Genomic DNA, 26707 nt, shown 5'->3' on the forward strand with positions numbered 1-26707 from the left:
CGGTTGTACAGACGGCCAGTCCCATCTCGCAATCGCGGATGAATTTCCACGCCGTTTGGGAGGCCGGAGCCGGGTCGCGAAATTTTTGCGTCCATGCGGGAGGGTGCGCAGCATTTGCGTCGCGAAACACGCGTGGTGAAACCTCTGGACCCCTGCCTCGAAAATGCAATGCACGCGCCCAGAGGTTCACGCTCCACTCAGCGGTAGTCCGGAGACAGCGCGGCCGAGATGCGTGTCGCCAGGTCCTCGGTCAGCACCTGCTCTTCAGGAGGCAGTGACGGCAGGCTCGCGTTGAGCGTGCCGCGCAGCTCACGCAGCAGCAGGTACGCGCCGAGCGACCGCGGAGCCTTGAGGACGTCCAGCAAGGTGCGGCGCGCCGCGTGGCTGCGCACGCCGTCCGTGTTGAGGATGATGGCCTCGATGTCCGCCAGCATGGGTGTGAGCAGCTCGGGGGACGGCGGAGGGGCGCTGGTGAAGCTGCCCCGGCTCGACGCCGGGTTCAGGTAGAGCCGCTGGAAGTTGCGCCGCGTGAGCTCGTCCGCCGACCACCGCCTCGAACACGGGGAGGCCGAACACGGCGTTCCAGCCTTTGATACCGCGCTTCAGCGCGCTCACGACGTCATCCGGCTGCAAGCGAGGGTCCTGCTGCGGCGCGAGCACGGTGTCCATGATGTGCCAGCGGATGGGTTTCATGCCGGGGTGGATGTTCCACTTTAGGGCCACCTGCTCGAACTGCTCCGCCGTCGTGTTGGGCACGAGCCGCCGATCGCTGCGGAAGTAGAGCTCCCGGGGTGGCAGCGGGGCGGGGGGGAACCCAGGCCCTCCTTCAAGTCGTGCTCCAGACCGCCGGACGGAGGAATGCCCATCCGGTGCTGGAGCAACGGGACGCCTTCATCGCGTCACTCAGGGGAGACGGCGACTGGGAGGAGTGACCCTCACCGCGCACGCATCACCCCCTGGGCTGATAGGGGGCGCCGAACGGGTTGTCATGACAGGAATGTCACGGCAATCCCGACTTTGAGGCCAGCGGTGTGTCGGAAACCCCTGAAAACACCCGGAGTCTGGGTTGGCGCGGTCGTTGCTGATGCGGGGGCACTGTTTACCCACCCCAAGGAGCAACGCCCCATGCAGAACTCCAGGTCCTGGCTCGCGGCCGTCGCGGCTGTCGCATTCGTCACGACGGGCTGTGATTCCGATGAAGCTCCCGACGCGAAGAAGGTCGCCGACATCGCCGCCTCCCGGTCGGCGGAGACGCTGCGAGGTGTCAGCAGCAGCATGAAGACCGTGAGCGGCCTGTCGACGCTCAATGGCTTGGACGACGCGATGGCGCTGTTCGGTGCGGGCTTCGAGGGCGTGCCGCTCCCGGCGCTGCCGACGGGGGACGAAGGCGAGGTGCTGTCCGCCTTGTTCGACGCGGATGAAGTGGACGCGCAGGCGGACGAGCTGGAGCGGTTCCTGCGCGAGCGCGTCTTCACCGAGGCCAACGTGGAGTCCACGGAGGACAACGCCACCGTCTTCCGCTTGAAGGGCGAGCAGATCTGCACGGACGGCAGGGAGCGTGCGGACGCGGACTGTGTCCGCTTCGTGGATGATGCGCAGCTGCGCGTTCGCGCAACGAACCTGGGGGACAACTCCCTGGAGCTGGAACTGCTCATCGGCGCGAACCGCGCGGAGCCGCTGGCGCTTCGCTTCCTTCCGAAGGCCGTCTCGCTGGTGGTGGACCTGGGAGGTTTGAAGGGCGCGGTGGAGCAGCTCGACGCCGAGGCGGCCGGGTTCCTGCCGAAGGTGATGGTGGGGCAGGTCGAGCTCAAGGCGACGAAGGAGGGCGAGTCGCACTGGATTGTCAGCGCCTCCATCCTGGACGCGCTGCGGCTGGAGCTGGCGCTGGAGGGGAGCACCTTCGCGTTCTCCTCCGCGCGGGCCGCGCCGCTCGTGGCGTTCGAGGCGGACGGCCAGGCGAAGCGCGCGCGCTTCTCGTTGGACCTCAACACCACGGAGGTTCGCCTTCCCTACACGGGGTTGGCGCCGTCGCTGCGTGGCAAGGATTGGACGGTGTCCCTGGCCGGCATCTCGTACTCCGTCGAGGCGACGGAGAACCAGACGGACTTCGTGGTGAAGAACCTGGGCCTTGGCGACGCGCAGACCCACGTGAGCCTGGGGAACGACAAGCTCTTCGCGCTGGACCTCAATGAGCAGTCGGGTCGGCACTTCGACGTGACGCTGACGCGCGGGGCGGACGGCGCGCCGCTGCTGAAGGTGCAGCCGGAGTTCGACCTGGTGACGCGCTTCTACCTGGCGCCGCTGAAGGCGGACCCCGCGTCGGAGATCCCCGCGGCGTATGAGGACGCGACCTATCGGCTGCGTCTCAGCGGGGGCGCAGGGGGACCGAGCCTGCGCGCAGCGCCCGCCAACAGCGCCACGGGCTTCAAGGGCGGCCTGCAGGTGGTGACGGGCGAGCTGCTGCTCTCCGCGAATGACTCGCAGGTCGTCGTCGCCCAGGGGCAGTGCCTGGTGGGCGCGGCGCCGGCTTCCGAGAACGATGCTTCGCTGTTGTCGTACCTGCGGCAGGGTAGCTGCGAGTAGTCCTTCGACCCTTCGATGCCGCACCTGAGGGTCGCGCCCATTCCAAGGGGGGCGCGGCCCTCGTTTTTCAGCGAGCGGCTCCAGGAGTTGTCCTTCACGAAGCCACGAAGCCGTGGCTCCGGACCTTGTCCGGCGTGGTGCCCGTCATCCGCCGGAACATCGCGATGAATGCGGAGGCGCTGCTGTAGCCCAGGTCGAGCGCGATGGCCTCGACGGTGTGTCCCTGCTCCAGCCTCGCGAGCGCCTTGACCACGCGCAGCCGCTGGCGCCACTCGCTGAACGACAGCCCCAGGTGCTGCTGGCACCGTCGCTCCAGCGTGCGCTCCGTGGTGTGCAGCACCCGCGCCCACTCGGCCAGGGAGCGCTCATCCTCCGGGTGTTGCTCGAGCGCCGTGAGGACCGGCTCCAGGAGCGAGTCATCGGACATGGGCAGGTAGCTCCCATGGGTGGGGGCCAGCGTCAGCTGGTCGATGAGCACCCGGAACAGCCGGCGCTCGGCGCTCGTGCGAGGCTGCGCCAGCTCATGCGCCCGCAGGTGCTCCAGCAATGACTTCATCAGCGGACTCACCGCCAGCGCGCACGTCGTCTTGGGCAAGCCCCGGCACCACTCCTGCGCGAGGTAGAGCGAGCAGTGGCTCGCCTCGAAGCGGTTCATGCCCCGGTGCTCCACATCGGGTGGAAGCCAGATGCCGTACTGCGGGGGCGCCAGGTAGTGGCTGCCGGCCAGCTTGAGCTCCATCACCCCGCTGAACGCGTAGACGAACTCACCCCAGGGGTGCCGATGCCGGGGATACGTCGCCGCGGCAGGCAGGCTCGCCGTCCGGAAATACACGGGGTGTGGAAGCTTTGTGGTGAAAGGAACCTGGAGCTGCTTCGCCATGGCGCCTTCTCGGGATGGGTTGTCGGAATCTCGCTATATCAATCAGCCCCGCCATGCGAAGGATGTTCGCATGAGTTCTCACCGGAAACCCGCGGACGGCTTCGCGCTCGCGACCATGCTCGCGTTGTGCGCCATCTGGGGCATGCAGCAGGTGGCCGTCAAGCTGGCCGCTCCCCACATCCCCTCCATGATGCAGATGGCGGTGCGCTCGGGTGTGGGCGCGCTGCTCGTGGGGCTGTTGTGCTGGGTGCGCGGCGAGCGAGGGCTCTTGCTCCGTGGCCCCTGGCGTCCAGGGCTCGTGGTGGGCGCGCTCTTCGCCCTGGAGTTCCTCTTCGTCGGCGAGGGGCTGCGCCACACCCACGCGTCGCACATGGGCGTCTTCCTCTACACCGCGCCCGTCTTCGCCGCCCTGGGCCTGCACTGGCTCGTGCCTGCCGAGCGGCTGCGGCGCACGCAGTGGTTGGGCATCGCCGTGGCATTCGTGGGCATCGCGCTGGCCTTTGGCGGTGGCTGGCTCCAAGGTGGCATCAACCCGGGCGTGCTCTGGGGCGACGCGCTGGGGCTGCTGGCAGGACTGGCCTGGGGGGCCACCACCGTGGCCATTCGCGTGTCGGCGCTGTCCGATGCGCCCCCCACCCAGACACTCCTCTACCAGCTGGTAGGCGGCGTCGCGCTCCTGCTGCCGGTGGCCCTGCTCACCGGACAGGCCGGCCCGATTTCAATGGCGCCCATTGCCTGGGCAAGTCTGTTGTTTCAGGGCGTCATCGTCTGCTTCGTCAGCTACCTCACCTGGTTCTGGCTCCTGCGCCGCTATCTTGCCTCCAACCTGTCGGTCTTCTCCTTCATGACGCCGCTGTTTGGCGTCAGCGCGGGCATCCTGGTGCTGAATGAGCATGCGGATGGCTTCTTCGCCGTGGGGGCCGTGTTGGTGCTCACCGGGATTCTCATCGTCAGTGGTTCGAGCCTGCTTCGGCAGCAGCCCGCGCTGAAGACGGGGACGACCTGAGACTTCCGCGCCGGGGGTACCCGGCGCGTGCGAGTCTTCGCACTTTTCGCGAAGAGGCGTGTCGTGCATTCAATTGCCGGATGACCTCTCGACGCGTCTTCGGCGCAGCTCCGTTCAACGTCCCGGGCGAGTTCATCGGAGTCGATTTCTCTCCGGACTCCCGGCGCCTGTGGGCCACCCTCGAGGCGGATAACACCTCCCGGGTGGTGGCCTTCGATGTGGAGAGTGGTCGCGTCGCCGAACAGCGCGAGGTTGGCACGAACGTGTGGGCCGTCCATACGCTCCAGGGGAAGGATGTCCTCGTGGGCCGATGGGGGTTCGTCCGTCGCATCCCCGCCAAGGGGAAGGCGGTGTGGACGCTGAAGGGCGAACGGTCGCTGCACCTGCCGTGCCCGAGAGTCGGCCGGGCGCGAAGGGGAAGAACACCGTGACACGCAAGCCTGAGGGCCTGTTCGAACATCGCCTCACGGACGCACACTTCCACTTCAGTGGCCGCTTCAAGGAAGCGACGCCCCTGTTTCGCGCGGCGTCGTTGAAGGAACTGGGGGCGGCATCGAGCGTGCTCCGGGCGCGCTCCAGGTAGGGACGGGCCTCGGCCTCCGCTCGCTCCACGTTCGTGTCGAGCCGCGTCAGGAGGTAGCTGGTGTTCAATCCGGGCCACTGAAGTGTCCACGAGCGCCGTGGCGCCTTCGAGCAGTGGCTGGGCATCGTCGATGGCCCGCCTTCGCAGCGCGACGCTCGCGAGGCCCAGGAGAATCCAGGCGCACGCCCGGGACTCCGACAGGGGCGGCCGTTCCCGCAGGCAATGCCTTGTCAGCAGGCCTACGACTCTGTTCAGCCGGGGTATGGGCCCGTGCAGGGGCTCCAGCGACGCCTACGAGAATTCCTGGGCCGTCGTCAGGATGAGGCCGGGCGCCGATACATGAGGTCGGTGCGCAGCGCGTACTTGCGGCCCTGGGTGACGGTGGCGCCCTCGTGGAGCAGGTGGTGATTGAAGAGCAGCGCGCTGCCCGTGCGCGGCGTCACGGAGTGCCCGAGTGACAGGAAGTTCGTCTCGCCTCCGCCCGGGCATTCATTGAGGTAGACCATGAAGGTGAGAAGGCTTCGCTCGTCGCGAGTCCTCACGAAGGCACCATCGAAATGCGGGGCGAAGTATTCACCCACGTCATACCGGTAGCAGCGCAGACGTTCATTGGCGCCACAGAGGGTCCAATCGCGTTCGAGCCGGTGGGGCACATGCGGCGCGATACGCTCGAACAACGTCTGCGCCAAGGGGACGTCGTCGAACATCACCCGCGAGTTGTTCCGGATATCGGGGCGCATCACGAAGCCCGCGGAGGTGGTGATGGGGGCCGCCGTGGGCCCCTCTGCTTCAATCCGTTCGATGAGCGCGGCGCATTCCTCCACGCTGAGCACGTCGTCCAGGACAATGATGAGCGGGTTGTGCGTTCCGAGTACATCATCCGGATTGGGCAGGACGGGCGTCATGGTCATCGCGAGGCGAATAGGTGGGAGGCCACGACCGGGCCGTGGGGCGGACTCTATCCCGGTTGACCCACGAGCAACCATGCGACGGCGGTCGGCATTTCGTCCACGGGGCGACTCCCGGGTGACTAGGTTTTCGCCGAAAGGCAGGCGTCCGTCAGGGAGGTTCATGCATGCCGGCGGTCCATCACAGGACGGTGGAAGTGGAGGGCCTCGAGATTTTCTACCGCGAGGCCGGGCCCGAAGACGCTCCGGTGGTGCTCCTGCCGCTCGGCTATCCGTGCTCGTCCTTCCAGTTCCGCAATCTGCTGCCCGCACTCTCGGACGCATGGCGGCTCATCGCGCCGGACGCGCCGGGCTTCGGGTACAGCGCGACGCCGGACTCGAGCCGCTTCAGCTACACGTTTGACGGGTACGCACGCTTCCTGGCGCGGTTCGTGGAGACGTTGGGGCTCAGGCGCTACACGCTGTACCTGCATGACTACGGCTCGCAGTTCGGCTTCCGGCTGGCGTTGCGCGCGCCCGAACGGGTCGCGGCGCTCATCATCCAGAACGGCGACATCTACGTGGACCAGTTCGGGCCGAAGTACCGGATGCTGAAGGAGTCCTGGGCGAATCCGACGCCAGAGCGCCGCGCGAAGTTGATGGCCGCGGTGAGCGAGGAGGGCTTCCGGGACGAGTTCATCGGCGAGATTCCCGAGGACCTCGTCGACCGCGTCAGCCCGGACCTGTGGACGTTGTCTTGGTCCCTGGTGGAGCGCTTCGGCCGGAAGGAGAACCTGGTCCACCTGCTGGAGGACCAGCGCACGACGCTGGCGTGGATGCCCCGCTATCAGGCATATCTGCGCGAGTACCAACCAGCGACCTTGATTCTATGGGGGCCCCACGACGGCTACATGCCCGAGGGCGCCGGACGTGCGTACCTTCGAGACGTTCCGGACGCCGAGCTGCACGTCCTGGACACGGGACACTGGGCGCTGGAGACGCACCTGGACGAAATCGCGTCCCGCATGCGGGGCTTCCTCCTGCGCGTGCATGCGGTGCACACGGAGAGCAGCGCCTATCTCTTGTGAAAGCCGCGAGCGGTTCCGTCGGTGAAATCGAGACGCTACGCTGAGGCCCATGAAGGCGAACCGAATCGTCCTCGTATCGGGCCCGTCAGGTGCTGGTAAGTCCACCGTGGCACGAGGGCTCGCGGAGCAGTCACCCCTGGAGCGTGCGGTCCATCTGCATACCGACGACTTCTATGCCTACATCCGCAAGGGGGCGCTGGCGCCCTGGCTGCCGGAGTCCCACGCTCAGAACACCACGGTGATGACGGCCCTGGCGGCGAGCGCGGCGAGTTATGCCGTGGGCGGGTATGAGGTCATGGTCGATGGCGTCATCGGCCCTTGGTTCTTCGAGCCCTGGCTTGCCGCCGCCCGAACCCATCGGCTCGACTTGCGCCTCATCGTCCTGCTTCCGGGTGAAGCGGAGACGGTGGCGCGTGCCGTGAGACGTGTCCACGCGGACGCACTCACCGATGCCGACGTGGTGCGCAACATCTGGCGAGGCTTCCGCGAGGTGGCCCTCCCCGAGGGACATGTGCTCGATACCAGCAGTCAGGACGCCGCGGAGACCGTGGGCGCCGTCCGCCGTGGGTTGACGGACGGGCGCTTCCGGCTGGAGACGCCGTAGGACCTCGGCGCGTTCAGCGCGTGCCTCGGCCCTCCAGCAGGGCCTTCAGTCGTTCCAGGTCCGCTGCGACGGCTTCCGCGTCCCGACGGAACTCCTCAGTGGACATGCCGCCGCGGCGGCGGAGGGTGAAGATGATTTCGCTGTGGTCTCCAGCCGGAATGACGCGGACGGGGTTGTAGACGGTCTCCCCATTCGGAAGCGTGACGTCATGGTCCAGGATGCCAAAGGCGTTGGCGGGCGCGAACGCGACGGTGACCCGGCCCATGGGGGAGTCGGCCACCCAGTGGCCGTCCGCCTCGTGGATGGCGCTGCTGAGGCCGGCCGCCCAGGCTGGGAGGTTTCGCGGTTGGCTTGCATAGGCGTAAACGTCCGCGCTCGAGCGCGCGATAAAGACGCTGATGTGCGTGGATTCCGTTGTCATGGCGCCAGCATCGCGCGAACGATGACTTCGGCGCTTGGAGAAATCGGACATCGCCGGCGGGGATGATGCGCCTCATGTGCAGGCGCATCGACCCGCCGCATCTCAGTACATATAGTTCAACGCGACGATGTCGGAGGGGGTGAACTCACCGTCGGTGTCAGGCGGGTAGCAGGCGTTCATGATGGACCCGCCTGGCGTTGCCCCCGTTGGCGTTCCGGGGATGTGCAAGGCGCCCGTGCCCGTCGGCTCTATCACGCCACCGCCACCCCCGCTGCCACAGCTGATGCTCGGGTTGAAGAGATCCGTGTGGCGGAGGCCGATGGTGTGGCCCAGCGCGTGGGTGATGACATGTTCACTCACGTCCACGCCGTAGCTGTTCAGACCGGTGCCAATCGAAATCGTCCCATAGGGAAGTCCGCCTGAGGGAAAGCCCGCGGCGTGACCGTCACCCGCCATGGTTTTCGCGGTGATGTGCGCGCTGCAGCCGGTGGCCGGGCTTCGAACAAAGGTAATCCTGAGTCCCAAGGCATTGTAGTTGGCGAGGGCCATGTCGAGACCTTGGCTGAGCCGGACATGGCTCCGGAACTCCGCCGTGGGATTGACGCAAATCCTCGTCACGCTGGAGCCGACGATGTTGGTCGTCCTGAAGTGCTCCTTGCTTCCCTCTCCACGCTGGAGCATCTCCCGGGAGGCCGCGAGCGGCACATGCGCGTCGCCCCCGACGTAGACGGCGTCATCGACGACGGTGATGTCGTCGGGGCGAAACCCTGCCTCGGTCAGATTGGAGAGGAGTTCAGCGTTCCCGGGATGTGAGTCGGGCCCGCAGCCGGACAGCAATACGCCACAGTTCAACATCAGGACTGCCGCTCTCTTGAACATGGTTCGATGGGCTCCTGTCGTGAATCGGGTTTCTGCGCTGCTCGCGTGAGCAAAGCATGGCGGAAGTAGAGGCGCACGGTTCCTGACCACTCTCCTGGTGACTCCCTTTCCTCGCCGTCGGTCGCGGAGACGAACAGCCCCAAGTCGAACAAGGGCGGAATCATCGACAAGACCCAGCCGGAGACGAAGTGGAGCCAGGACATCTTCATGGACCCGCGCAAGGTCTACGGCGGCGTGCACTCCGAGGTGCTGGTCGGCGCCAACGCGGACGCGAAGGCCAAGGGCAGCTTCGACCTGAAGAATGGCGATGTCGGCGCGGAGGTGGGCGCGGGCGCGCTGGTGGGAGCCGAGGCGAGCGCCATGGCTCGCGGCGAGTTCGGCCCCATGCAGGGCTTCGTGACGGGCAGCGCCATCGCGGGAGTGGGCGCCTTGGTGGATGCGAAGGTGGCGCTGGAACGGCCTTCAAAATGGAGGAAGCGGCGCACGGGCCGGTCGCCCGCCCATCCATGCTGGGAGCTGACCATGACGGGGCCTCGGCACAAGGCCGGTGCGGCTTTCCTGCCACGGGCACGGGACTTGCCATAGGTTGTGGAGATGTGTCTCTCCGGCCTCGTGCTCACGTGGGTCCTTTCCCTCCAGGAAAGTGCCGCGCCTTCACCGCCCAAGCCCGTCACGGTGATGACCTACAACGTCCTCTACTCCGCTCCCGAGGAGGACGTGCAGAAGTCGCTCGATGTCATCGAGAAGGAGGCGCCCGATATCCTGTGCCTGCGTGAGCTGACGCCGAGATTCGCCAGGGCCTTTCGGAAACGACTGGGGAAGCAGTTTCCCCACGTGCGACTGGTGCCGCGAAAGGGAACCTGGGGTGTGGGTATCGCCAGCCGGTATCGGCTGCTGCGAACGGAGCACTTCCCCCAGACGCCACACCGGATGCCCGCGCTGGAGGCGGACGTCCGGCTCGGTGAGCACTTGGTGAAGGTGGCCTGTGTGCACCTGATGGCGCCAGGTGCCAAGCATGAGCGGGCAGATGACCTGCTCACTTCCATGGAGAAGAACGCGGTGCTTCGGAAGCGCCAAGCGGAGGCGCTGGTGCGGCGCTATGCGCGATGGCGAGGGCCGGTCCTGGTGCTGGGGGACATGAATGAAGGCCGCTCAGGGAAGGCCATGGAGGCCTTCGCCTCCGCGGGTTTCCAGCACGCCTGTGACGGACCGGACGCCGCCTGCGGTGCCACCTGGCCCGGCGCTGCCTCCCCCCTCCCGAGCGTCGTCGAAATCGACCATGTCCTTGGCCGCGAACTTCGCCTGACCGGTGCGAAGGTGCTGCGTGCGGGAGGCTCGGACCACGACGCGGTCCGGGCGACGCTGGACTTTCCACCGTGAAGTCCTCCAGTCGTTCTGGGATTGGGTGCTGGCGCAGCAGCGGGCCACCACGCCTTGATTCCATGTCCGGCGTGCTCCCGGGCCTCATGCCTGGGCGCGGAGCACGCCGCCGAAGCCGCGCTCACGGCCCAGGGCCGGAGACACGCCGGCTTCATTCACCGCTTCGCGCCCGGAGATGAGCACCGCCTTCACCGCGGCGTCGTTGCGGTTGACCAGGCGGACGAAGCCCCCGAAGTTCTCCATGGGCGCCTCGGCCACCTTGTCGAGCTTCGCGTCCAGGCCTTCGGGCTGGATGACCACCAGGTCCGCGCGGCGGCCCTCTGCGAGCACGCCCGCATCCAGGCCGAACCACCCGGCCAGCTCCCCGGTCAGCCGGTGGACGGCGCGCTCCACGCTCATGAAGGGCTCGCCGCGCTTCTCCGCCTCGCGCACCAGTCGCAGCAGCCGCAGGGGGAAGTTGTAGTGCGCCATGTTGCGCAGGTGCGCCCCGGCGTCCGAGAAGCCCATGAGGATGTCCGGATGCCGGCAGATGCGCTCCAGTTCCTCGCGCCGGTCGTTGGCCATCACCGTGTACCAGCGCAGGGCGTCTCCGTGGGTGGAGATGAGGTCCAGGAAGACGTCCACCGCGTCACGCCCCTGCTCCTTCGCCACCTGGGCGAAGGACTTGCCCACCACGCTGGCGTCGGGGCACTGGAGGATGCGCGACTCGTTGAAGTCCCGGTGGAAGGCCTTCGGCAGGAAGCGGTTCGTCCACTCGCGGCGGAAGCGGCTGCGGTACTCCGGCGTTCGCAGCAGCCCCGCACGTGAGGCGGCGTCCTGGAGGTGGAGGGCTGCGGCGCCCGCGCCGAACTCCTCGAAGACGACCAGGTCGATGCCGTCCGCCCAGAGGTCGAAGATTTCGGGCAGGGCCTGCCACCGGAAGTCCGCCCCCAGCAGCCGGTTGGCCACCTGGGAGAGCACGCCGATGAGGCGGTGGATGCCCCGGTTGGCGCGCGTGTCCATCATCGAGATGACGGTCGTCTTGAGGCTCGGGCGGAACAACCCGATGCTCTCCAGGAAGAACAGCACCACGTTCACCTTGGTGCTGATGTTGGGCACGCCCTGGAAGACACGGCCTCGTTCACGGAGCAGCCGCGTCAGGCGGCGGTACTCGCTCCAGCGGGCGTAGGTGGACGGCAGGGGGCGGCTGCGGATGTCGCGCGAGCCGCCCATCTTGTCCCACTTGAGCGTCATGATGGACAGGCCCACGTAGCCGAGCTCGAGCCCCTCGCGCACCAGGGACTCCATGGCGCGCAGCTCGTCCTCCCGTGGGCGCAGGCCGGGCTCCAGGCTGCGGTGCAGGCCCATGGTGTGGGCTCGCAGCGCGGAGTGCCCGAGGAAGGACGCGACATGGGGGCCCAGCGGCAATTGCTCCAGGTGCGTCAGGTAGTCGCCGAGCGTGTTCCACGTCTTGCGCTCCTCCAGCAGCGACCGGACGGTGTCGTAGGGAATGGCCTCCACGCGGCAGAACATGTCCGCCAGGTCCTCGGGCGTGCCCAGCGCGAGGCTGAGCGAGCAGCTCCCCATCATCACCGTGGTGACGCCGTGTCGCACGGACTCCGACAGCGAGGGCGCCAGCTCCACCTCCGCGTCGTAGTGCGTGTGGCAGTCGATGAAGCCCGGTGTCACCCAGTGGCCGGTGGCGTCGATGACGCGCGTATGTGGGGCGCGCGGAATCGCTGCTTCCGAAAGCGTGGTGACGGTGTTTCCCCGAATGCCCACATGGAGCTTGCGCGGGGGATTGCCCAGACCATCGAATACGAGGCCGTTCTCGACGATGAGGTCCATGGACAGAGCCTAGGTCCCGTCGATTGTCAGCTTCCAGCCAGAAGACGCGGCGACAGTTCTCTCCTGCACATGCCGGCGTGGATGCCATTGCCTGGGCGCGCCAGGGGAGCGCTCGCCCCCCGGGCAGCCGCACCGCGGGGGCGTGACTACCTTGGCCTGCGGAAGGTGCGAACGCACCAAGAGCCAAGGAGGCGTGCAATGCAAGGCAAGGGTCGGAAGTGGCTCACGCTGGTGGGCCTGGGGGCGTCGCTCGCGGCGTTCACCGGCTGCAATGAGCAGTCCGCACGGGAGAACTCGCGGCAGGTGGGCCGTGAAGTGGGGGAGGCGACGAAGGAGGTCCAGGAAGGCGCCCGGGAGGCCGCGAAGGAAGCCCATGGCGCGGCCCGGGAGGCGGCCCAGGGGTTCAGGGAAGGCCGGGGCGGCTCGGGGAATCCCGACGCTGGCGCCGACGCCAATTGAGGACACGCGCGAGGGACTTGTGCGCGGCTTCCAATGCTAGCGCCGCCGCCGCGGGGGACCCGTGCGTTGGGACGGCGCTGGCTCGGGTTTGGTTCGGGCGAGCCAGTCCTCCAGGCGCTCCGCGGCCTTCAGCTCGTCGGACAACTGGCTCCGTGCCTCCTCGGGAAGGGGCAAGGCCTGCAGTTGCTGCTTCAAGGCATTTCCCGTCGTGGCATCCCCCAGGGCAATCGCCAGCTCCATGCGGGCGGCCAGGGCGCGAACCCGGTCCACCACGGGCGCCTCTGCCTCGTACCTGGCGAGTCCGATGTCGAGCGCCCGCGCGGCGGCTTTGTCGTCATTCTTGAACTCACGCAGGATGCGCGCGTTGTCGATGGCCTTCGCCAGTCCCGCTAGCTTCTCGGAGCCGCCGTACTCCAGGTCCTCCGGCTCATCGCGCTGGATGAAGATGATGTTGTTGCCAGTGGGGTCAATCAGTGAGAAGCGGCTCTGGCCGGGCCTGAACCGGGTGATGCGAGGCCTGCCCGTGGCCAGCACCTTGCCGTACTTCGCGCGCAGCGCGTCCGTGAAGGCCCGGTGGTAGGGCTCCACCGAATCCACCATGACCAGGCAGCCACCCGAGTTCTCTTCGCTCGGGTCCAGGCTCTTGGCGCCCTTGCCGAAGTGCAGCTCGATGTCACTCCAGCGCAACGCCAGGTACAGGTACGGCTTGGTCATCTGGTACGTCACGGCAAAGCCGAGCGCCTGGTAGAACGCCAATGTTTCGTCAGCCGAGACGCAGGGAAGCAACGGAACAGTCGTTTCCTTCCCGCTGATGACGGCGGCCTTCGTCGCATGGGTGGGCATGGCCCGATGATAAACGAGCGACGTCGCCGGAGGCACCTCTTCGTGTCATGCGCCAAGGTGCCTTTTTCTGCGTATGGCGGCGCTATGAGACGCACATTCGCGCGTGCCCGGCGTCAGGATTGAGTGGTCATCCAGGCGGCGAAGCCTCGAAGCCCGGGAATCTGATAGCTCCAGAACGCCTCGATGGCCTCGCGCAACGCTCGCTCGCGCGCATGCTCCGTCAGGATGGCGGCCAACATGCGCCGGGTGTTTTCGAAGATCCGCGTGAGCACGAATCGCGCTGTCGGGCTGACGCGCAGTCCAGGGGTGGAGGTGCGAAGCTGCGCGAGCGTGGTGGAGACCAGCAGTTCGACGAAGCGCTCTCCGTAGTGGGCGTAGGGCGTGCCAGCGGCGCGGTCGAGCAGCACCACGACCGCGAGTCGGTTCTCCACCCAGAATCGGAGCATCTCCTCGCCGCGTTCGTGGACCTGGCCGGGAGGCTCGCTGAGTGCCATGTGCGCGAGCGCGCGCACGCGCTCCTCGAGCAGCGCTTCGAAACGCTCGGCCAGGGCGGGCGTCACGACAGCGGCGAACAGCGCTTCCTTGCTCCCGTAGTAGCGATACATGCTCGCGGTGCCGAGCCCAGCGCGTGAGGCGATGTCACTCATGGTCGCAACGGCGTAGCCATGCGTCGCGAAGACCTCCAGCGCGGCGGTGAGGATGCGCTCGCGGATTTCCTCTTTGAGGACCTGGGGCATCAGGCGTCGAACAGCCGGGGATACGAGTAGGGGGCCCACCGATCGTGCCACGGGCGCGCCGCTTCGAGCTGGTACGCCAGCTCGAGCAGCAGTGCTTCTGCTCCAGGCGCGGCGGCGAAGTGCGTGCCGATGGGAAGCCCGTCGTCCGACACGTGCAGTGGGACGGACATCGCCGGGCACCCCACGATGTTCTGGATGGGGGTGTATCCCACGGCGGTGGCCATGCGGCGCATCAATGCCTCACGCGGGAGGACAGGGGAGAGGTGGCCGATGCGCCAGGGGACGACCGCGAGCGTGGGCGTGAGGACGGCGTCATACTCGCGGACGGCGGACAGGTAGCGCTCCACGCTGTCCGCGAACACGCGGCGGGCTTCTGTGAGCGCATCGGACCCTCCTCGCCGGAACACCTCAGTCAGGGCCTGACTGAAGGGCTCAAGCTCGTTTGGAGCCACGGGCCTCCCCCGCAGGTGCTCCACCATCTGGACCGCCCCCGCGACGGCAGCGCCTCCGAACAGGAAGAACGCCTCCCCGAGCGTCGCGCCGTCGACGACGGGAGGCGAAATCGGCTCCACGTCGTGTCCGAGCGCCAAGCATAGCGCCACGGCTTCGTCATACGCACGTCGCACGGCGGGCTCTGGTTCCTCGCCCGTCATCGTTCGGGTCCATGTTCCGATGCGCAGGCGGCGTGAGAGGGGCTCGCGGACGTAGCCCACGGGTGGAAGTCCGGCGTCCCGGTCTTCGGTGAGGGACAAGAGCAGCGCGCTGTCTCTGACCGAGCGGCTGACGCAATGCTCGCTGACCAGCGCTCCGAAGTCCGACTCCCCCAGGCTGGCGGACACGCAGCGGCCGCGGCTCGGCTTGAACCCGAAGAGTCCACAGACGGAGGCGGGAATGCGCACGGAGCCGCCGCCATCACTGGCATGCGCCAGGGGGACGAGCCCGGCTGCCACCGCGGCGGCCGCGCCTCCGGATGAACCCGCCGCCGAGGTCGATAGCTCCCAGGGGTTGTGGGTGATTCCATCCAGGAGCGTCTCGGTGCTGCCCAGCATGCCGAACTCGGACGTGGCGCTCTTGCCCACGGTGACAAGTCCCGCTTCGTCCAGCCTCTCGCTGTAAGGCGTGGCCTGGTCGGTGATGTTGCCCGCGAACAGCCGTGAGCCCAGCGACCAGCGCAGGCCTGGGTAGGGGGTGACGTCCTTGATGAGGAAAGGCACTCCCGAGAAGGGACCGGGCGCGGCGGGCCTCGTCCGGGCGCGCTCGAAGTCGAGCACGGGCGCCGCATTCAGCAGCGGGTTCAATGCCGCCATGCGCTCGACACATGCATCGAGCAGCTCCTCGGCGCTCACCTCGCCCTTCGCAACGAGCTCCGCCTGCGCCACGCCGTCGAGGCGGGCAAGTGCAGCCAGCTTCGCCATGGAAGCCTCCTCTTGATTTCGACAAGTCGAATCGCGAATTTAATATTCCCGATTCGGGCGTGCGTCAAGCAGCGGCCGGCGGAACGGGCGAGCGGCGTGCGCTCAGGGCCGCACGACGTCCCGGATGAACCAGGTCAGCGCCTCCGCCATCTTCTGGTGTGTGGCCGCCGACGGGTGCCAGTCCTCGCCAACGCCGTCCACGTTGGGATTCTGCACGGCCATCACGTGCCGGTAGACGCGGGCGTCTCCCTGTTGCTGCCGCTCCGCAACGAGCTCGGTGAGCCAGTCGCCGACATGGACCGAGGTCGTCGTGCCGTTCTGCTCGAACTGCTTGTGGCCGTCCGTCATGCTCCCCAACGTGCAGACGATGTGGGCGCGCGGGTGGAGCGTCCGCAGGCGGGTGAGGAACGCGCGGTAGGCGGATTTGAAGGCCGCTTCGTCCGGAAGGTAGGCGTCGGTGCCGCTGCCGGCGAACGTGTCGTTGGTCCCCGCGTTGACGACAATCACATCGGGCGACGCGCCAGAGAAGTCCCAGGCGACGCCGTGTCCGGGGACCGCGAGCTCGTAGAGCGCGGCACCAGGCCGGACGTGGACATGTCCAGGTTGCGGTACACCCCGTGGCCCGAATAGCAGATGAGCACCGCCTCCGCGCCCAGGTTCCCCGCCGTGAGCCAGGCATAGGTGCGCCGGGGATTCTGGTTCTTCGACGTGAAGGTGGGCGCGGTCCAGGAGGGCGAGTCCGGGATGAGGGAGACGTCGCTTCCGTAGCCACAGGTGATGGAGTCCCCGACGAACTCCATCCGGAGTCCCGCGCGCACGGGCGGCTCCCGGAGCTCGCCATGGACCTCCAGCGCCACGAGTTCGCTGTGGCCGACCAGGGACTCGGTGCGCTTGATGAGCTCCACCGTGTGCAGCCCGGCCTCCAGACCGGTGGCGAGCACGTAGCTGGACTGATGGCGGCTCACCGCGAGCTGTCGCGCGGGCGCCCCGTCAATCACGACATCGAAGTAGGTGGTCCCCACCTCGCCACCCTGGCCCGCGTCGTGGAGCTCCAATCCGAACGGCGTCTCCCCAGAAGCGGGCTCGGATCGTCACTCCGGGGTGGGAGAAGACGACGCCGGTGTCCGAACGGTACGTCCGGCCGAGGTACTGCACGCGTGCGTCGGAGGCGGGAATGCGCACCCACGCCAGTGCACCCGCGTCGGGCGCGAGCGGCGGGGTGCCACTGTCGCCCGTGGTGTCCGGCGGGCTGTGCGAGGCTGACTTGCACCCACTCACCAGCAGTCCGACGCCCACGCTGGCGACCAGCAGTCCCCGCGCCAGGGCCGCGCCGATGCCACGCACCGCATGACGAGTGTTCCTCATGCGCTCAGTGGATATCGCAAGACGGACACGCATGCGCTGGGGATGGAGGGCACCCGGGCGTCCAGGGGACGTCAGCGCGGGCATCAGGCACCGTGCCGACACTCGGCTCGGCACGGTGCCACGCGGCGCGCTACGGGCCGGTCAGCCGGTGGAGCGGGAAGGAGGGATGGCTCCACGTCCCGCCGGGGAAGCTCATGTTCAGGGAGGACGGCATGGCGCTTGGAATGCCCGCCGCGCCGCTGGTGGTGAACGTCCCCGCGGGCGTCGAGTTCACGGACGGCGTGCCGGAGCACCCCGGGCACAGGTTGTTCCCGGTGATGTAGCTCATGGGGAAGGAGAGTGACGTGCCACTGCTGTTCACCACGCCCTGCAGCCACACCGGGCTGCTCCCCTGGTAGACGGTGATGTTGGCGACGTGCAGCGTGCCCTGGCTGGCGAAGGTGACGCCCCAGCCGGGCTGCAACGGGTTGAACCACGTGCCAGTCAGGTTCATGGCTGGGGCGCCGCTGGCGAACACGAACGGCTGGATGGGCTCGTTGCCGGAGAGGCCTGCCATCGTCCAGTAGAAGCGCCACTGTCCGCCGCTGAGGATGAGCCGCGCGGTGCCGACGACGGAGGTCGTCGCGCTGGCGCCATTCCACGAGGTCCGCAGCAAGTCACCCCGCCACTCCCCGGGCTCCGCGTGCAGGTAGCTGAGGTACCAGATGGGGGTACCCGCCGCCGTGTACGTGAACCAGGTGACATAGAGCTGGTCGGAGGCGACTTGCTGGATGTCGATGGCATTGCCGGAGCGCGCCGGGTTCCACCAGAGCCCCTGGGTGGGGAGTGACGGCAGGTTGGTGTAGATGGCCGCCGCCGCGTTGACGCGGCCGGTCCCGCAGTGGCCGGCGCAGCCAGAGATGGGCGTCGCGGTCTTCTTGATGCGCGCGGCGACCAGGTCGGGCGTCAGGGAGGGTTTCTGCGACAGTATCAGCGCGGCGATACCCGCGACATGCGGCGCGGACATGGACGTCCCCGCCAGGTAGCGGTAGCAGTAGTCACCCGCGGTCAGCACCGAGACAGGCTTGCCAGTGGCCCAGGTCGACAGGACCTGGTCGGTGCCGCTGACATGGGGATCCAGGTCGGGGTCGGAAGGGCAGCCGATGCCCTGGCCATACAGGCTTCCGCTGGCGAAGCCGCCGGGCGCAATCACGTCAACGCGGCTTCCCCTGTTGCTCCAGGTCGCCACGCCGCCGGATTGGGTGCTGGCGCCCACGGCGATGACGCCCTGGCAGGAGGCGGGCGTCACGTGCTCCGTCTGGTAGTTCGCCGCTCCATGGTTGCCAGCCGCGGCGACGAGCACCACGCCCTTCCCCAAGGCGTAGCTCACCGCGCTCTGCGTGTCCGGGTAGTTCGAACACGGGTGAATCGCGGAGGGGGCATTGGGGTTGTATCCCAACCCGAAGCTCATGTTGATGACACGCGCGCCGTTGTCCGCCGCATAGCGGATGGCCGAGTTCACTCCAGTCATCGGGATGTAGCCGCTCGACGATGAAATCTTGAGCGGCATGAGCTGGCAGCCCCAGCAGACACCGGCCACGCCTACGCCGTTGTTCGTCCGGGCTCCGAGGATGCCGGCCACGTGCAGCCCGTGGTGCCAGGTGCCATCGTCATAGGGGTTCGGGTCTCCATCTCCGAAGTCGTAGCCCGTCGTCCAGCGGCCCAGCAGGTCCGGGTGATCCAGGCGTCCGGAGTCGAGCACGGCGATGGTGACGTTGCCAGTGACGGTGTCCCACGCCTGGGGCAGGTTGATGGCCGGGTAGTTCCACTGCTGCGAGTACAGCGGGTCGGTCGGCGTGGCGAAGAACTCGAAATAGAGGTTCTCGTGCGCGTACTCGACGTCGGGGTCCTGGCGCAGCGCTTCGATGGCCGCCAGGGTGCTGGCTTCCTCCTCGGCCACCGAGGCCTGGGCGAGCGGTTGCTCCCGCACCAGTGATACCAGGGACGCGCCACTGGGCAGCGGCTCGAGGAGCGCTGTCTGGTAGCCGCGCACGGACGGCACGGCGGCGGCATGGGGCCGCGCCTTGGCCGTGTCCTTCAGCTTCACGATGGCCTGGCCCGGGGCGAACCGCCGCCTGGCGTCTGCCCGCTTCAGCGGCTCCGGCGTGGCGGGGGCCTGGGTGAGGGCATCGCCTGTCACCGGGAGCGATGGCTCGGGGGATTCACTTCCGCAAGCGTTCAACAGCAGCGACGTCAGCAGCGTCGAGAGCAGGGGGACTCGGACAGCCAGGCGCATGCAACCTCCAGGGAGTGTTGAGTGGAGGTCACAATCAAGACGGACTTCGCGTGTGTCAATGGATGTGGAGCTTGCTGGCTGGGTGCTGAGAGGGATTGTGGGGCGGGGTGATTTTTACGATGAGGGGAGAGGGCAATCCTTGCTGAGTGAGGCTGCGTGTCTTGTATTCTCTGAATGGGAGAGCCAGGGCGCGGCGCAGCCTGTGATTGTTTCGCGACCGCGCGAGAGCGGCCCTGGCGGCAGGAAAGGGGTTCTCTCCATTTCCGGGGGCTGTTCGTCGCGATGCGCGTTGCCCTGGGCGTGCTGGTCTGTGGTCCGACCGCCGAAGAAGTGGAAGCGCCGGCGGTCCTACCGGGCCTGCCTCGCGGCCTGGAGCGTGTTCGCCAGGAGCATGGTGATGGTCATCGGCCCCACGCCGCCGGGCACCGGAGTGATGGCGCTGGCAATGGGCAGGATGGCATCGAAATCCACGTCCCCCACCATGCGGTAGCCGCGCGGCGAGCTCGCGTCGGAGACGCGGTTCTGCCCCACGTCGATGACGACGACGCCCGGCTTCACCATGTCCGCGGTGATGAGGTTCTGCTTGCCCACCGCGACGATGAGGATGTCCGCCTGCCGCGTGAATGACGCGAGGTCCGGCGTGTGGCGGTGGGTGATGGTGACAGTGGCGTCGGGGCCCGGCGCCATCAGCAGCGACGCCAGCGGCTTGCTGACGATGAGGCTGCGGCCCACGATGACCACGTGCTTGCCCCGGGTGGGGATGTCCTCGCGCCGGAGCATCTCCATGATGCCGGCGGGGGTGCAGGGCACGAAGGCCCGGGGGTCTCCGACGAAGGCGAGCCCGGCGTTCACCGGGTGGAAGCCATCCACGTCCTTCGCCGGGTGGATGTGCTCCAGGACGGCCTTGTAGGGCAGGTGGGCCGGAAGCGGCAGCTGCACCAGGATGCCATGCACGGCCGGGTCGGCGTTCAGCCGGTCGATGACGGCGAACAGCTCCTCCTTCGACACGTCCTCGGGCAGCGTCAGCGTCTGGCCGCGCATCCCCAGGGCCTCGCACGCCCGCGTCTTGCTCGCGACGTAGGCCTGGCTCGCCGGATTGTTGCCCACCAGCACCACGGAGAGCCCGGGCGTCACGCCAGCGGCCTGGAGCGCCGCGACTTCCTGGGCCATCTCCGCCCGCATCACCCGGCTGATTTCGGTTCCATCGAGGGTCCGCGCCATGCGCGGCTTCTTACGCCAGATTCTCCAGGTTGGCGCAGCGCTTCTTCGCGGTGTCCACCCCGGACGGTGTCCTGGGACACGCTCCCCGTCGTACCCCGCGGGCCCTGGATTCGCGGGGAGCAAAAAGAGCAGGGCCCGCGCGCACTCGGGACTTGGGCGGCGAATGAGAGGGCGAGGACGGCGCGACGCCGGACCCGCTTCGCTTCTCGGAGAAACCCATGACGTCCATGCATTGTCGTGTTGCCACCACCCAGCGCGAGCTCGACGACGCGGTCCGCGTCCGCTGGGCCGTCTTCGGCGGAGAGCTGGGGTTGATGACGGGGTGGGTGCCGCCGTCGCGTCGCGAGGTGAGCTGTTTCGACACGCTGGACACCACCGTGCACCTGGTCGTCTACGCGGACGCGGCCCCGGTGGCCACGTTGCGGCTGCTGCTGCCCAACCCGGAGGTGGCGGATGCCATCGGCGGACGGCTGGGGCTGGAGCTGGAGCAGAAGCTGGACCTGTCCGACGTGGTCCGCCCGGGCATGGTCATCGCGGAGACGTCGCGTTTCTGTGTGCTAGACGGCTGGCGCCACTCCGAGGCCGTCACCCGGCTGCACGCGGGCATCTACGAGGAGAGCCGGCGGCGCGGCGTGACGCACTGGATTGCGTCCGCGAACCTGGACACGGATTCGCGCGAGGACGCGATGCTGTCCTGCCAGGTGGCCGCCTACCGGGGCTGGATGAGCCGGCGCTGGCGCGTGGACGTGCCGGAGCCGGTGGAGGCGCCCGCCATCCCCAGCAATCCCTACTACACGCCCATGGAGCGGCTGCGCGCGGAGCAGGGCCTTCTGGACGGCCTGCGCGTGCCGAGGGCGCCCACGCTCTTCGCCCGGAAGATGGGGGCGCGCTTCATCTCCGAGCCCCTCTACGACGCCAACTTCCGCCGCTTCACCCTGCCGCTCATCGCCGCGCTGGATGAGATTCCCGCCAGCACCCTGGCGCGCTTCAACGCGCTGGCGCAGCACCCCCTTCGCCGCGCCGCCTAGGCCGCTGGCGCTTCTTCCTTTCCTTCACCTTCAACGCGCAGCAGCCGGGGACCGGAAACGGCCCGGAAACAGGAGACGTCCGTGAACACGCAAGTGCAGAACCCGACGCAGGTGGACTGGGTGGCGGTGCTGGAGCAGGAGGCACGCGGGCTGGTGGCCGCGCTGGACGCGCAGCCCGACGCCCGTCGCCTCTTCGACGGCACCATCGACACCGAGGGCTACATCCACTACCTGATTCAGACCTACCACTATGCGCGCTGGAGCACGCCGATGCTGGCGGAGGCGGGCCACCGGCTCAAGCGCCAGGGCCGGCACCCGCATCTGGCGGAGCTGCTGGTGCAGAAGGCCGGAGAGGAACGCGGCCACGAGAAGTGGCTGCTGTCGGACCTGAAGAACCTGGGGTACCCGGAGGTGCGCGTGGAGACCGCGGCGCGGACCCCCGCGGTGGACGCCTACACCGGCTGGAACTTCTTCACCTCCCGGTCCGGCGTGCCGACGGCGGTGCTGGGGACGGCGTACGTGCTGGAGTACCTGTCCCAGACGCGAGCGACCGGTGTCGTGGAGCGTCTGATTGCGGCCGACGCGATTCCGGACATCCGCAAGTCCGTCACCTTCCTGCGCAGCCACGGCGCGCTGGACGGGGACCATGTGGCGGAGATGGAAGCGGTGCTGCGGACGCTGACGGACCCCGAGGACCAGGCGGCGGTGATTTTCTCCGCCCGCGCCACGCGGTGCATCTACCCGGGCATCTTCCGCGAGCGCTGAAGGCCGCATACCTCCCCGGTGGTAGAGACAGCCCCGCGGCTGAAGGCGATCCTCCCCTTCGAATCGTCGTCCGCGAAGTGGGAGGCGTCTTCATGCGCTACATCACCCAGATCCGTCTCGAGGGAGGCGCGCTTCACGAGCATATTGCCCGCCTTCGCTGGAAGGAGGGCAACGAGGTGGGGGAAGGCAGCCGCCTGGAGCTGGTCCAGTGGCTCAAGGCGGGGGGAGACGCCCGCGTGCAGACGTGGCCCCGGGACGTGAAGGTCGAGGTCGTCGACGCCAGGCCTCCGTACCTGCGCACGAAGGCCAATGGCATCCTCACGGACAACCTGCTGGAGCTGCCGCGCTTCTGACGTTGCTTCAGACGGGCTTGTTGAGGTGGGCCGCCTGGTAGAGGAAGTCCATCCGGTTGTCGATCTTCAGCCGGCGGAAGATGTCGCGCACGTGCGTCTTCACGGTGTCCTCGGAGAGCCCCAGCTCGCTGGCGATCTGCTCGTTGGACCAGTTCCGGAGCATGCCCCGCGCGATGTCGACCTGCCGGGCCGTGAGCTGCACGCGCATGGTTTCGGGGAGCGGAATCGACAAGGGAATTTCGTTCAGAATCAGGGCCCACTGACGCGGGCCCTCGGATTCAGGGAGCTCGACGAACCGCACCACCTGGTACGCATCCCCGTGGAGGGACACCCAGAGGTCGCACTGGAGCCGTGCGTCCGGCGTCATCCGCGTCAAGGCCTCCAGCCGCTCCATGAGGACGAGCGGAATCCCCGAGGAATGAAGGTCCGAGGGCTTGAACCACCGCTCCAGCAGTGTGGCGGCCCGGCGTGAGCGCAGCACCTCGTGCGAGGGCGGCGCCACCACGACGTAGGCGGCGTCGGGCCGGCTGTAGAGCTCCTCCAGGAGGCGGGAGCCCGTCGAGGCCGTCTGCATGTCGCGGCAGTTGCGCACCGCGTTCAGCAGGTGGGGTGTGAGGCTCGTCAGGAAGGCGGCGTCCTTCTCCGAGAAAGCCAGCCGGCGGTCCCGGTAGAGCGTGAAGGCGCCCAGGAGCTGGGGATAGACAGGCAGGAGCACCGCCATGACGTGCTCCAGGCTCAGGTCCAGTTCCTTGCTTCGCTGGTAGAGCGCGCTGCGCTCCAACTCCTTGCGGGTAATCATCTCCGAGTCCCGGAGGACCACACTCGGCTGGGCGAAGATGGGTGCCCGCACGAAGTCGGAGTCGACCCACTTGGAATACTCATCCAGGAGGGCCAGCCGGTAGCCGGGGACCAGCCATTGGAATTCGACGATGGGGCCCAGGTTGATGAGACACAGGCCCACGTAGTCGGCGGGCGTCAGCTCCAGCAGGGGCGCCCGGGCGGATTCGAGCGCTTTGGAGAGGGACAAGGTGCTGTTGAGTGCCGCGATGACTTTGTCCCGGAGCAAGAATTCATGGGAGGAGAGGTTCATCGACGCGAGCTTCCTTCCTGCCTGGTCAGGCAACCCTGCGGGTCCGTTTCTGTGTCAGGCCATTCAATAGGCTCCGACTGAAAGGCTGTCCCTCACCCCCCAGTGGTAGGCCCCGAGCTTGACAGGAGGTTCCCTCGCCTGCCGGTGGTCATGCAAGGGGCTGTCGATGGCTTGACAAGACGCGGCCAGCCTCAGCAGCCGTTCCTTGAAAGGCGTCCTGCGCTTGAATGGCGTCCAGGGATTCGCGGCGGGCGTTCAGCTCACGCACCGCTTGGTTTTTGTTTCGCTCCTCTGGCCGGGAATGGCGCTCTTGAGGTCACCCAAGCCGAGAGGAACCACCCCCTCAGGTTTCTGAGCAGGGCAGGCAGAAAACGTCGGCATTTCGCGACACCTGTCAGGCGCTCCCTGACGTGCAGGTGTTGGCATCTTCATTGCTGAAGTGCGGGTTCCCAATCGCAGGAGGCTTTGCACCCATGGATTCGAATCGCTTGCGTCTGCTCTTCTCCCGGGCCCTTCGCGCCTCACTCTTGTCGCCCCTGACGCTGGCCGGATGTGACGGTGAGGTGGACCTGACGGGTTATTCGCCACCCGCATGCGACAATGGCGAGCTGGCCATGACAGGATTGTCGCCTGCGGCCGCGCCGGACTTCGTGCAACTGCGGAGCTTCCATGCGGCGGGCGAGCCCGTGGCAACGAGCCCTGTCACCTCCGCGGGAACACCTTGCGCGACGGCGACCCAGACCCAGGCATGTCTGTCAGAGCTCGAGGCATTGGCGCCTGCCCGTGGGTTCCGCGACGCCTGCGGTTTCATCTGCACCGACTATTTCCTCGCGACGACCCGGGGCGACGTGGTGTCTGCCATCTCCTCGCTGGAGGCCCTGAAGTCGTTCCTGGGGCCGATTGATACGGCGCAGGAGGCCGCGCTGACTGCCTTTGCCGCGGGCTACGAAGTGCGCTGTGGCGGGCTCAAGTATGGGGCGGTGAAGGAGTTGGGCGACGGTGCGTTCGGCGTCGTCGGCACCAAGGGCATGGCGTGTGGTAAGGGGACGGCGTTGACGCAGTATGCCCTGCGCGTGTCGTCAACGGGCGAGGTGGTGGAGGAGGAGCGCAAGGTGTTGGAGCGGGGCACGGACAACTGTTCCGTGGGGCGCAGGCCCGAAGGACTGCGCTCACAAGGCTCGGTGGCGTGTGGCGATGTGCTGGGAAAGCACTTCGCCGCCGTTGCCCACCTGGAGGCCGCGTCCATCCAGGCCTTCCTGCTGCTCCGGGAGGAACTGGCCGCGCATGGCGCGGACCTCGCGCTGCAGGACGCGGCGCTGATGAGCGCCCTGGAGGAGGTCATGCACACGGAGGTCAGCGCCCGCCTGGCGGGGCGGCACGGCGCGACGCCCCAGGCTCCCCGGGTGGACGCGGCGGCGCCCCGTTCCCTGTTCGCGGTGGCGCTGGACAACGCGGTGGAGGGCTGTGTGCGGGAGACGTTCGGCGCGCTGGTGGCTCGGCACCAGTCGCTTCATGCCCAGGACGCCGAGGTGCGCACCTCCATGGCCCGCATCGCGGAGGACGAGACGCGGCACGCGGAGCTCTCGTGGAAGATTGATGCCTGGGCGCAGGCGCGGCTGTCGGAGGGGGAGCGCGAGGTGCTCCGGCTGGCGAAGCAGCGGGCCGCGGCGGCCCTGCGCGAGGAGGCCTCCGTGCCGGTGAATCCCGTGCTCGTGTCCGAGGCCGGGCTGCCCCCGCCCGAGGTCGCCGTGGCGATGGTGGACACGCTCGCTCAGGAGCTGTGGGCCTGAGGCTGGTGGGACGGTGGGGCAGGTGACGTGCCCCACTCGCCGCGCCCGCTGTGCGCCCAGCGGGCGGCCCGGCATTCGGACGGAGGCCCTATGGGGCAAGCGGCGAGGAGGGCTCGTTGTTACGCTCAGCGGAGGGAGTCCCGGCGCAGGGAATCTTCATGGGGCTCGGGAAGGGATGAGGCGTAGGAGATGAGTCAGCAGCCAGAAGCCGTCCTTCGTGTGGAGCCGCTCGGGATGCCGTGGCGGACCCCGGATCCATTTCTTTTTTGCGTCCACCACGACGACAAGTACCCCGTGGGGAACGAGCGCCTCGGGCCGTCCGCCTTGCTGGCGGGCCGCAACCTGGGCCAGGACTTCGATGGGCGGGATGGCTGGAACATGTATCACGGCACCGTGGTGCCCGGTTTTCCCCAGCACCCGCACCGAGGGTTCGAGACAGTCACGGTGGTGCGTAGCGGGCTGCTCGACCACGCGGATTCCCTGGGGGCGGCGGCGCGCTTCGGCGGTGGGGATGTGCAGTGGCTCACCGCGGGCGCGGGCATCAACCATTCCGAGATGTTCCCGCTGCTCCATCGCGACCAACCCAACCCGGTGGAGCTTTTTCAAATCTGGCTCAACCTGCCGCGGGCGAACAAGCTCGTGGAGCCGCACTTCTCCATGATGTGGAACCACGTCATCCCGCGGCACGTCGCCCGGGACGCGGAAGGGCGCGCCACGGAAGTCACGGTGGTGGCCGGAAGCCTGGGAGACGTGAAGGCGCCACCGCCGCCGCCCAAGTCGTGGGCCGCGCAGGCAGCGGCGGACGTGGCCATCTGGACGCTCAAGCTGGCCCCGGGCGCGCGGTGGACGCTGCCGGCGGCGGCCCGCGGCAGCAACCGGATGCTCTACTTCTTCCTCGGTTCCAGCCTGCGCGTGGCGGGGCGTGCCATTCCTCCGTCGCATGGCATCGAGCTGCGGGCGGACGTCGCGGTGGAGCTGGAGAACGGCGCGGACGAGGCGGAGTTGTTGATGTTGCAGGGCCGTCCGATTGGAGAGCCCGTCGTGCAATACGGCCCGTTCGTGATGAACTCGCGGCAGGAGATTCAGGATGCCTTCGCGGACTACCAGCGCACGGGCTTCGGGGGCTGGCCCTGGCCGGCCAATGGACCGGTCCATCCGCGAGAGGAAGGGCGCTTCGCCCGGCACGCGGATGGACGCATCGAACGTCCGGCCTGAGGAGGAACGGCTG

General features: G+C 67.9%; 27 protein-coding genes. 13 read left to right on the forward strand and 14 right to left on the reverse strand.

Features of this window, described 5'->3' with window-relative positions; genetic code table 11:
* Positions 1 to 197: 197 nt before the first annotated feature.
* Positions 198 to 434, reverse strand: coding sequence for a hypothetical protein (locus BHS09_RS10675; protein ID WP_140797803.1), 237 nt, complete (start codon positions 432 to 434; stop codon positions 198 to 200).
* A 691-nt stretch (positions 435 to 1125) separates the two neighbouring features.
* On the opposite strand from BHS09_RS10675, the gene BHS09_RS10680 reads away from it, so the two are divergent.
* Positions 1126 to 2583, forward strand: coding sequence for a hypothetical protein (locus BHS09_RS10680; protein WP_140789399.1), 1458 nt, complete (start codon positions 1126 to 1128; stop codon positions 2581 to 2583).
* A gap of 94 nt (positions 2584 to 2677) precedes the next feature.
* Here the strand turns inward: BHS09_RS10680 and BHS09_RS10685 are convergent, their stop codons facing one another.
* Complete coding sequence (locus BHS09_RS10685) at positions 2678 to 3463, reverse strand: AraC family transcriptional regulator (protein ID WP_140789401.1); 786 nt, start codon at positions 3461 to 3463, stop codon at positions 2678 to 2680.
* A gap of 70 nt (positions 3464 to 3533) precedes the next feature.
* On the opposite strand from BHS09_RS10685, the gene BHS09_RS10690 reads away from it, so the two are divergent.
* Complete coding sequence (locus tag BHS09_RS10690) at positions 3534 to 4469, forward strand: DMT family transporter (protein WP_140797804.1); 936 nt, start codon at positions 3534 to 3536, stop codon at positions 4467 to 4469.
* A 427-nt stretch (positions 4470 to 4896) separates the two neighbouring features.
* On the forward strand, positions 4897 to 5052 hold the full coding sequence (locus tag BHS09_RS38575; protein ID WP_161604878.1) for a hypothetical protein: 156 nt from the start codon (positions 4897 to 4899) through the stop codon (positions 5050 to 5052).
* Positions 5053 to 5366: 314 nt separating this feature from the next.
* On the opposite strand, the gene BHS09_RS10695 is transcribed toward BHS09_RS38575, so the two are convergent.
* Positions 5367 to 5957 (reverse strand): 2OG-Fe(II) oxygenase, encoded by a 591-nt coding sequence (locus tag BHS09_RS10695; protein ID WP_237078206.1) that lies wholly within the window; start codon positions 5955 to 5957, stop codon positions 5367 to 5369.
* A 170-nt stretch (positions 5958 to 6127) separates the two neighbouring features.
* On the opposite strand from BHS09_RS10695, the gene BHS09_RS10700 reads away from it, so the two are divergent.
* Together BHS09_RS10700 and BHS09_RS10705 are read left to right on the forward strand one after the other, a co-directional pair.
* Positions 6128 to 7027 (forward strand): alpha/beta fold hydrolase, encoded by a 900-nt coding sequence (locus tag BHS09_RS10700; RefSeq protein WP_140797805.1) that lies wholly within the window; start codon positions 6128 to 6130, stop codon positions 7025 to 7027.
* 49 nt (positions 7028 to 7076) lie between these two features.
* Positions 7077 to 7631 (forward strand): AAA family ATPase, encoded by a 555-nt coding sequence (locus tag BHS09_RS10705; protein WP_140789409.1) that lies wholly within the window; start codon positions 7077 to 7079, stop codon positions 7629 to 7631.
* 13 nt (positions 7632 to 7644) lie between these two features.
* Here BHS09_RS10705 and BHS09_RS10710 read toward each other — a convergent pair whose 3' ends face one another.
* Positions 7645 to 8052, reverse strand: a complete 408-nt coding sequence (locus BHS09_RS10710; protein ID WP_140789411.1) for an SRPBCC family protein — start codon at positions 8050 to 8052, stop codon at positions 7645 to 7647.
* A 102-nt stretch (positions 8053 to 8154) separates the two neighbouring features.
* Positions 8155 to 8931: a M57 family metalloprotease gene (locus BHS09_RS10715; RefSeq protein ID WP_140797806.1), complete on the reverse strand. Its 777-nt coding sequence runs from the start codon at positions 8929 to 8931 to the stop codon at positions 8155 to 8157.
* 207 nt (positions 8932 to 9138) lie between these two features.
* On the opposite strand from BHS09_RS10715, the gene BHS09_RS10720 reads away from it, so the two are divergent.
* Both BHS09_RS10720 and BHS09_RS10725 read left to right on the forward strand, forming a co-directional pair.
* Positions 9139 to 9516 (forward strand): hypothetical protein, encoded by a 378-nt coding sequence (locus BHS09_RS10720; protein ID WP_201800555.1) that lies wholly within the window; start codon positions 9139 to 9141, stop codon positions 9514 to 9516.
* 27 nt (positions 9517 to 9543) lie between these two features.
* On the forward strand, positions 9544 to 10311 hold the full coding sequence (locus tag BHS09_RS10725) for an endonuclease/exonuclease/phosphatase family protein (RefSeq protein ID WP_237080289.1): 768 nt from the start codon (positions 9544 to 9546) through the stop codon (positions 10309 to 10311).
* A gap of 84 nt (positions 10312 to 10395) precedes the next feature.
* Here the strand turns inward: BHS09_RS10725 and BHS09_RS10730 are convergent, their stop codons facing one another.
* Positions 10396 to 12138: an N-acyl-D-amino-acid deacylase family protein gene (locus BHS09_RS10730; RefSeq protein ID WP_140789416.1), complete on the reverse strand. Its 1743-nt coding sequence runs from the start codon at positions 12136 to 12138 to the stop codon at positions 10396 to 10398.
* A gap of 198 nt (positions 12139 to 12336) precedes the next feature.
* Between BHS09_RS10730 and BHS09_RS10735 the strand changes: the two genes are divergently transcribed.
* Positions 12337 to 12597, forward strand: a complete 261-nt coding sequence (locus tag BHS09_RS10735; RefSeq protein ID WP_140797807.1) for a hypothetical protein — start codon at positions 12337 to 12339, stop codon at positions 12595 to 12597.
* Between the two features lie 36 nt (positions 12598 to 12633).
* Here the strand turns inward: BHS09_RS10735 and BHS09_RS10740 are convergent, their stop codons facing one another.
* The 7 genes from BHS09_RS10740 to folD all read right to left on the reverse strand — a co-directional run bounded on the left by BHS09_RS10740 (position 12634) and on the right by folD (position 20453).
* Complete coding sequence (locus tag BHS09_RS10740; RefSeq protein WP_140797808.1) at positions 12634 to 13440, reverse strand: VOC family protein; 807 nt, start codon at positions 13438 to 13440, stop codon at positions 12634 to 12636.
* Between the two features lie 113 nt (positions 13441 to 13553).
* Complete coding sequence (locus tag BHS09_RS10745) at positions 13554 to 14177, reverse strand: TetR/AcrR family transcriptional regulator (RefSeq protein WP_140789422.1); 624 nt, start codon at positions 14175 to 14177, stop codon at positions 13554 to 13556.
* Entirely contained in the window at positions 14177 to 15592 is a 1416-nt protein-coding gene (locus BHS09_RS10750) for an amidase family protein (RefSeq protein ID WP_140797809.1), read from the reverse strand. The genes BHS09_RS10745 and BHS09_RS10750 overlap by 1 nt, the downstream gene beginning before the upstream one ends.
* Positions 15593 to 15694: 102 nt before the next feature.
* The gene (locus BHS09_RS39295; protein WP_335929565.1) at positions 15695 to 16099 is read right to left on the reverse strand and encodes an SGNH/GDSL hydrolase family protein; all 405 of its coding nucleotides are present in this window, start codon (positions 16097 to 16099) and stop codon (positions 15695 to 15697) included.
* Positions 16096 to 16647, reverse strand: a complete 552-nt coding sequence (locus tag BHS09_RS40110) for an SGNH/GDSL hydrolase family protein (protein ID WP_335929015.1) — start codon at positions 16645 to 16647, stop codon at positions 16096 to 16098. The genes BHS09_RS39295 and BHS09_RS40110 overlap by 4 nt, the downstream gene beginning before the upstream one ends.
* Positions 16648 to 17087: 440 nt before the next feature.
* The gene (locus BHS09_RS10760) at positions 17088 to 19232 is read right to left on the reverse strand and encodes a S8 family peptidase (protein WP_140797810.1); all 2145 of its coding nucleotides are present in this window, start codon (positions 19230 to 19232) and stop codon (positions 17088 to 17090) included.
* Positions 19233 to 19580: 348 nt separating this feature from the next.
* Complete coding sequence (gene folD, locus BHS09_RS10765; RefSeq protein WP_140797811.1) at positions 19581 to 20453, reverse strand: bifunctional methylenetetrahydrofolate dehydrogenase/methenyltetrahydrofolate cyclohydrolase FolD; 873 nt, start codon at positions 20451 to 20453, stop codon at positions 19581 to 19583.
* Positions 20454 to 20671: 218 nt separating this feature from the next.
* On the opposite strand from folD, the gene BHS09_RS10770 reads away from it, so the two are divergent.
* The 3 genes from BHS09_RS10770 (at position 20672) to BHS09_RS10780 (ending at position 22599) form a co-directional block, all read left to right on the forward strand.
* Positions 20672 to 21481 (forward strand): GNAT family N-acyltransferase, encoded by an 810-nt coding sequence (locus tag BHS09_RS10770; RefSeq protein WP_140797812.1) that lies wholly within the window; start codon positions 20672 to 20674, stop codon positions 21479 to 21481.
* Between the two features lie 81 nt (positions 21482 to 21562).
* On the forward strand, positions 21563 to 22246 hold the full coding sequence (locus tag BHS09_RS10775) for an iron-containing redox enzyme family protein (RefSeq protein ID WP_140789429.1): 684 nt from the start codon (positions 21563 to 21565) through the stop codon (positions 22244 to 22246).
* Positions 22247 to 22338: 92 nt separating this feature from the next.
* A complete protein-coding gene (locus BHS09_RS10780) occupies positions 22339 to 22599 on the forward strand; it encodes a DUF3892 domain-containing protein (RefSeq protein WP_174258717.1) in 261 nt (86 codons plus the stop codon).
* Positions 22600 to 22606: 7 nt separating this feature from the next.
* On the opposite strand, the gene BHS09_RS10785 is transcribed toward BHS09_RS10780, so the two are convergent.
* On the reverse strand, positions 22607 to 23689 hold the full coding sequence (locus tag BHS09_RS10785) for a helix-turn-helix transcriptional regulator (protein WP_237080290.1): 1083 nt from the start codon (positions 23687 to 23689) through the stop codon (positions 22607 to 22609).
* Positions 23690 to 24099: 410 nt separating this feature from the next.
* On the opposite strand from BHS09_RS10785, the gene BHS09_RS10790 reads away from it, so the two are divergent.
* Positions 24100 to 25479 (forward strand): ferritin-like domain-containing protein, encoded by a 1380-nt coding sequence (locus tag BHS09_RS10790; protein WP_140797814.1) that lies wholly within the window; start codon positions 24100 to 24102, stop codon positions 25477 to 25479.
* A gap of 189 nt (positions 25480 to 25668) precedes the next feature.
* Positions 25669 to 26694: a pirin family protein gene (locus BHS09_RS10795; protein ID WP_140789436.1), complete on the forward strand. Its 1026-nt coding sequence runs from the start codon at positions 25669 to 25671 to the stop codon at positions 26692 to 26694.
* The last annotated feature ends 13 nt before the right edge of the window (positions 26695 to 26707 follow it).

The sequence above is a fragment of the Myxococcus xanthus genome (assembly GCF_006402735.1).
GTDB classification, from domain to species: Bacteria; Myxococcota; Myxococcia; order Myxococcales; family Myxococcaceae; genus Myxococcus; species Myxococcus xanthus_A.

Excerpts from the sequence above, each read along its gene's own strand:
- BHS09_RS10750 (WP_140797809.1), bottom strand. The coding sequence starts at position 15,592 with ATGGCGAAGCTGGCTGCACTTGCCCGCCTCGACGGCGTGGCGCAGGCG.
- BHS09_RS10710 (WP_140789411.1), bottom strand. The coding sequence starts at position 8,052 with ATGACAACGGAATCCACGCACATCAGCGTCTTTATCGCGCGCTCGAGC.
- BHS09_RS10680 (WP_140789399.1), top strand. The coding sequence starts at position 1,126 with ATGCAGAACTCCAGGTCCTGGCTCGCGGCCGTCGCGGCTGTCGCATTC.
- BHS09_RS10690 (WP_140797804.1), top strand. The coding sequence starts at position 3,534 with ATGAGTTCTCACCGGAAACCCGCGGACGGCTTCGCGCTCGCGACCATG.
- BHS09_RS10715 (WP_140797806.1), bottom strand. The coding sequence starts at position 8,931 with ATGTTCAAGAGAGCGGCAGTCCTGATGTTGAACTGTGGCGTATTGCTG.
- BHS09_RS10745 (WP_140789422.1), bottom strand. The coding sequence starts at position 14,177 with ATGCCCCAGGTCCTCAAAGAGGAAATCCGCGAGCGCATCCTCACCGCC.
- BHS09_RS10795 (WP_140789436.1), top strand. The coding sequence starts at position 25,669 with ATGAGTCAGCAGCCAGAAGCCGTCCTTCGTGTGGAGCCGCTCGGGATG.
- BHS09_RS10780 (WP_174258717.1), top strand. The coding sequence starts at position 22,339 with ATGCGCTACATCACCCAGATCCGTCTCGAGGGAGGCGCGCTTCACGAG.
- BHS09_RS10720 (WP_201800555.1), top strand. The coding sequence starts at position 9,139 with ATGGACCCGCGCAAGGTCTACGGCGGCGTGCACTCCGAGGTGCTGGTC.
- BHS09_RS10675 (WP_140797803.1), bottom strand. The coding sequence starts at position 434 with ATGCTGGCGGACATCGAGGCCATCATCCTCAACACGGACGGCGTGCGC.
- BHS09_RS10705 (WP_140789409.1), top strand. The coding sequence starts at position 7,077 with ATGAAGGCGAACCGAATCGTCCTCGTATCGGGCCCGTCAGGTGCTGGT.
- BHS09_RS10770 (WP_140797812.1), top strand. The coding sequence starts at position 20,672 with ATGACGTCCATGCATTGTCGTGTTGCCACCACCCAGCGCGAGCTCGAC.
- BHS09_RS10695 (WP_237078206.1), bottom strand. The coding sequence starts at position 5,957 with ATGACGCCCGTCCTGCCCAATCCGGATGATGTACTCGGAACGCACAAC.
- folD (WP_140797811.1), bottom strand. The coding sequence starts at position 20,453 with ATGGCGCGGACCCTCGATGGAACCGAAATCAGCCGGGTGATGCGGGCG.
- BHS09_RS10740 (WP_140797808.1), bottom strand. The coding sequence starts at position 13,440 with ATGCCCACCCATGCGACGAAGGCCGCCGTCATCAGCGGGAAGGAAACG.
- BHS09_RS10685 (WP_140789401.1), bottom strand. The coding sequence starts at position 3,463 with ATGGCGAAGCAGCTCCAGGTTCCTTTCACCACAAAGCTTCCACACCCC.
- BHS09_RS10700 (WP_140797805.1), top strand. The coding sequence starts at position 6,128 with ATGCCGGCGGTCCATCACAGGACGGTGGAAGTGGAGGGCCTCGAGATT.
- BHS09_RS10730 (WP_140789416.1), bottom strand. The coding sequence starts at position 12,138 with ATGGACCTCATCGTCGAGAACGGCCTCGTATTCGATGGTCTGGGCAAT.
- BHS09_RS10760 (WP_140797810.1), bottom strand. The coding sequence starts at position 19,232 with ATGCGCCTGGCTGTCCGAGTCCCCCTGCTCTCGACGCTGCTGACGTCG.
- BHS09_RS10735 (WP_140797807.1), top strand. The coding sequence starts at position 12,337 with ATGCAAGGCAAGGGTCGGAAGTGGCTCACGCTGGTGGGCCTGGGGGCG.
- BHS09_RS10785 (WP_237080290.1), bottom strand. The coding sequence starts at position 23,689 with ATGAACCTCTCCTCCCATGAATTCTTGCTCCGGGACAAAGTCATCGCG.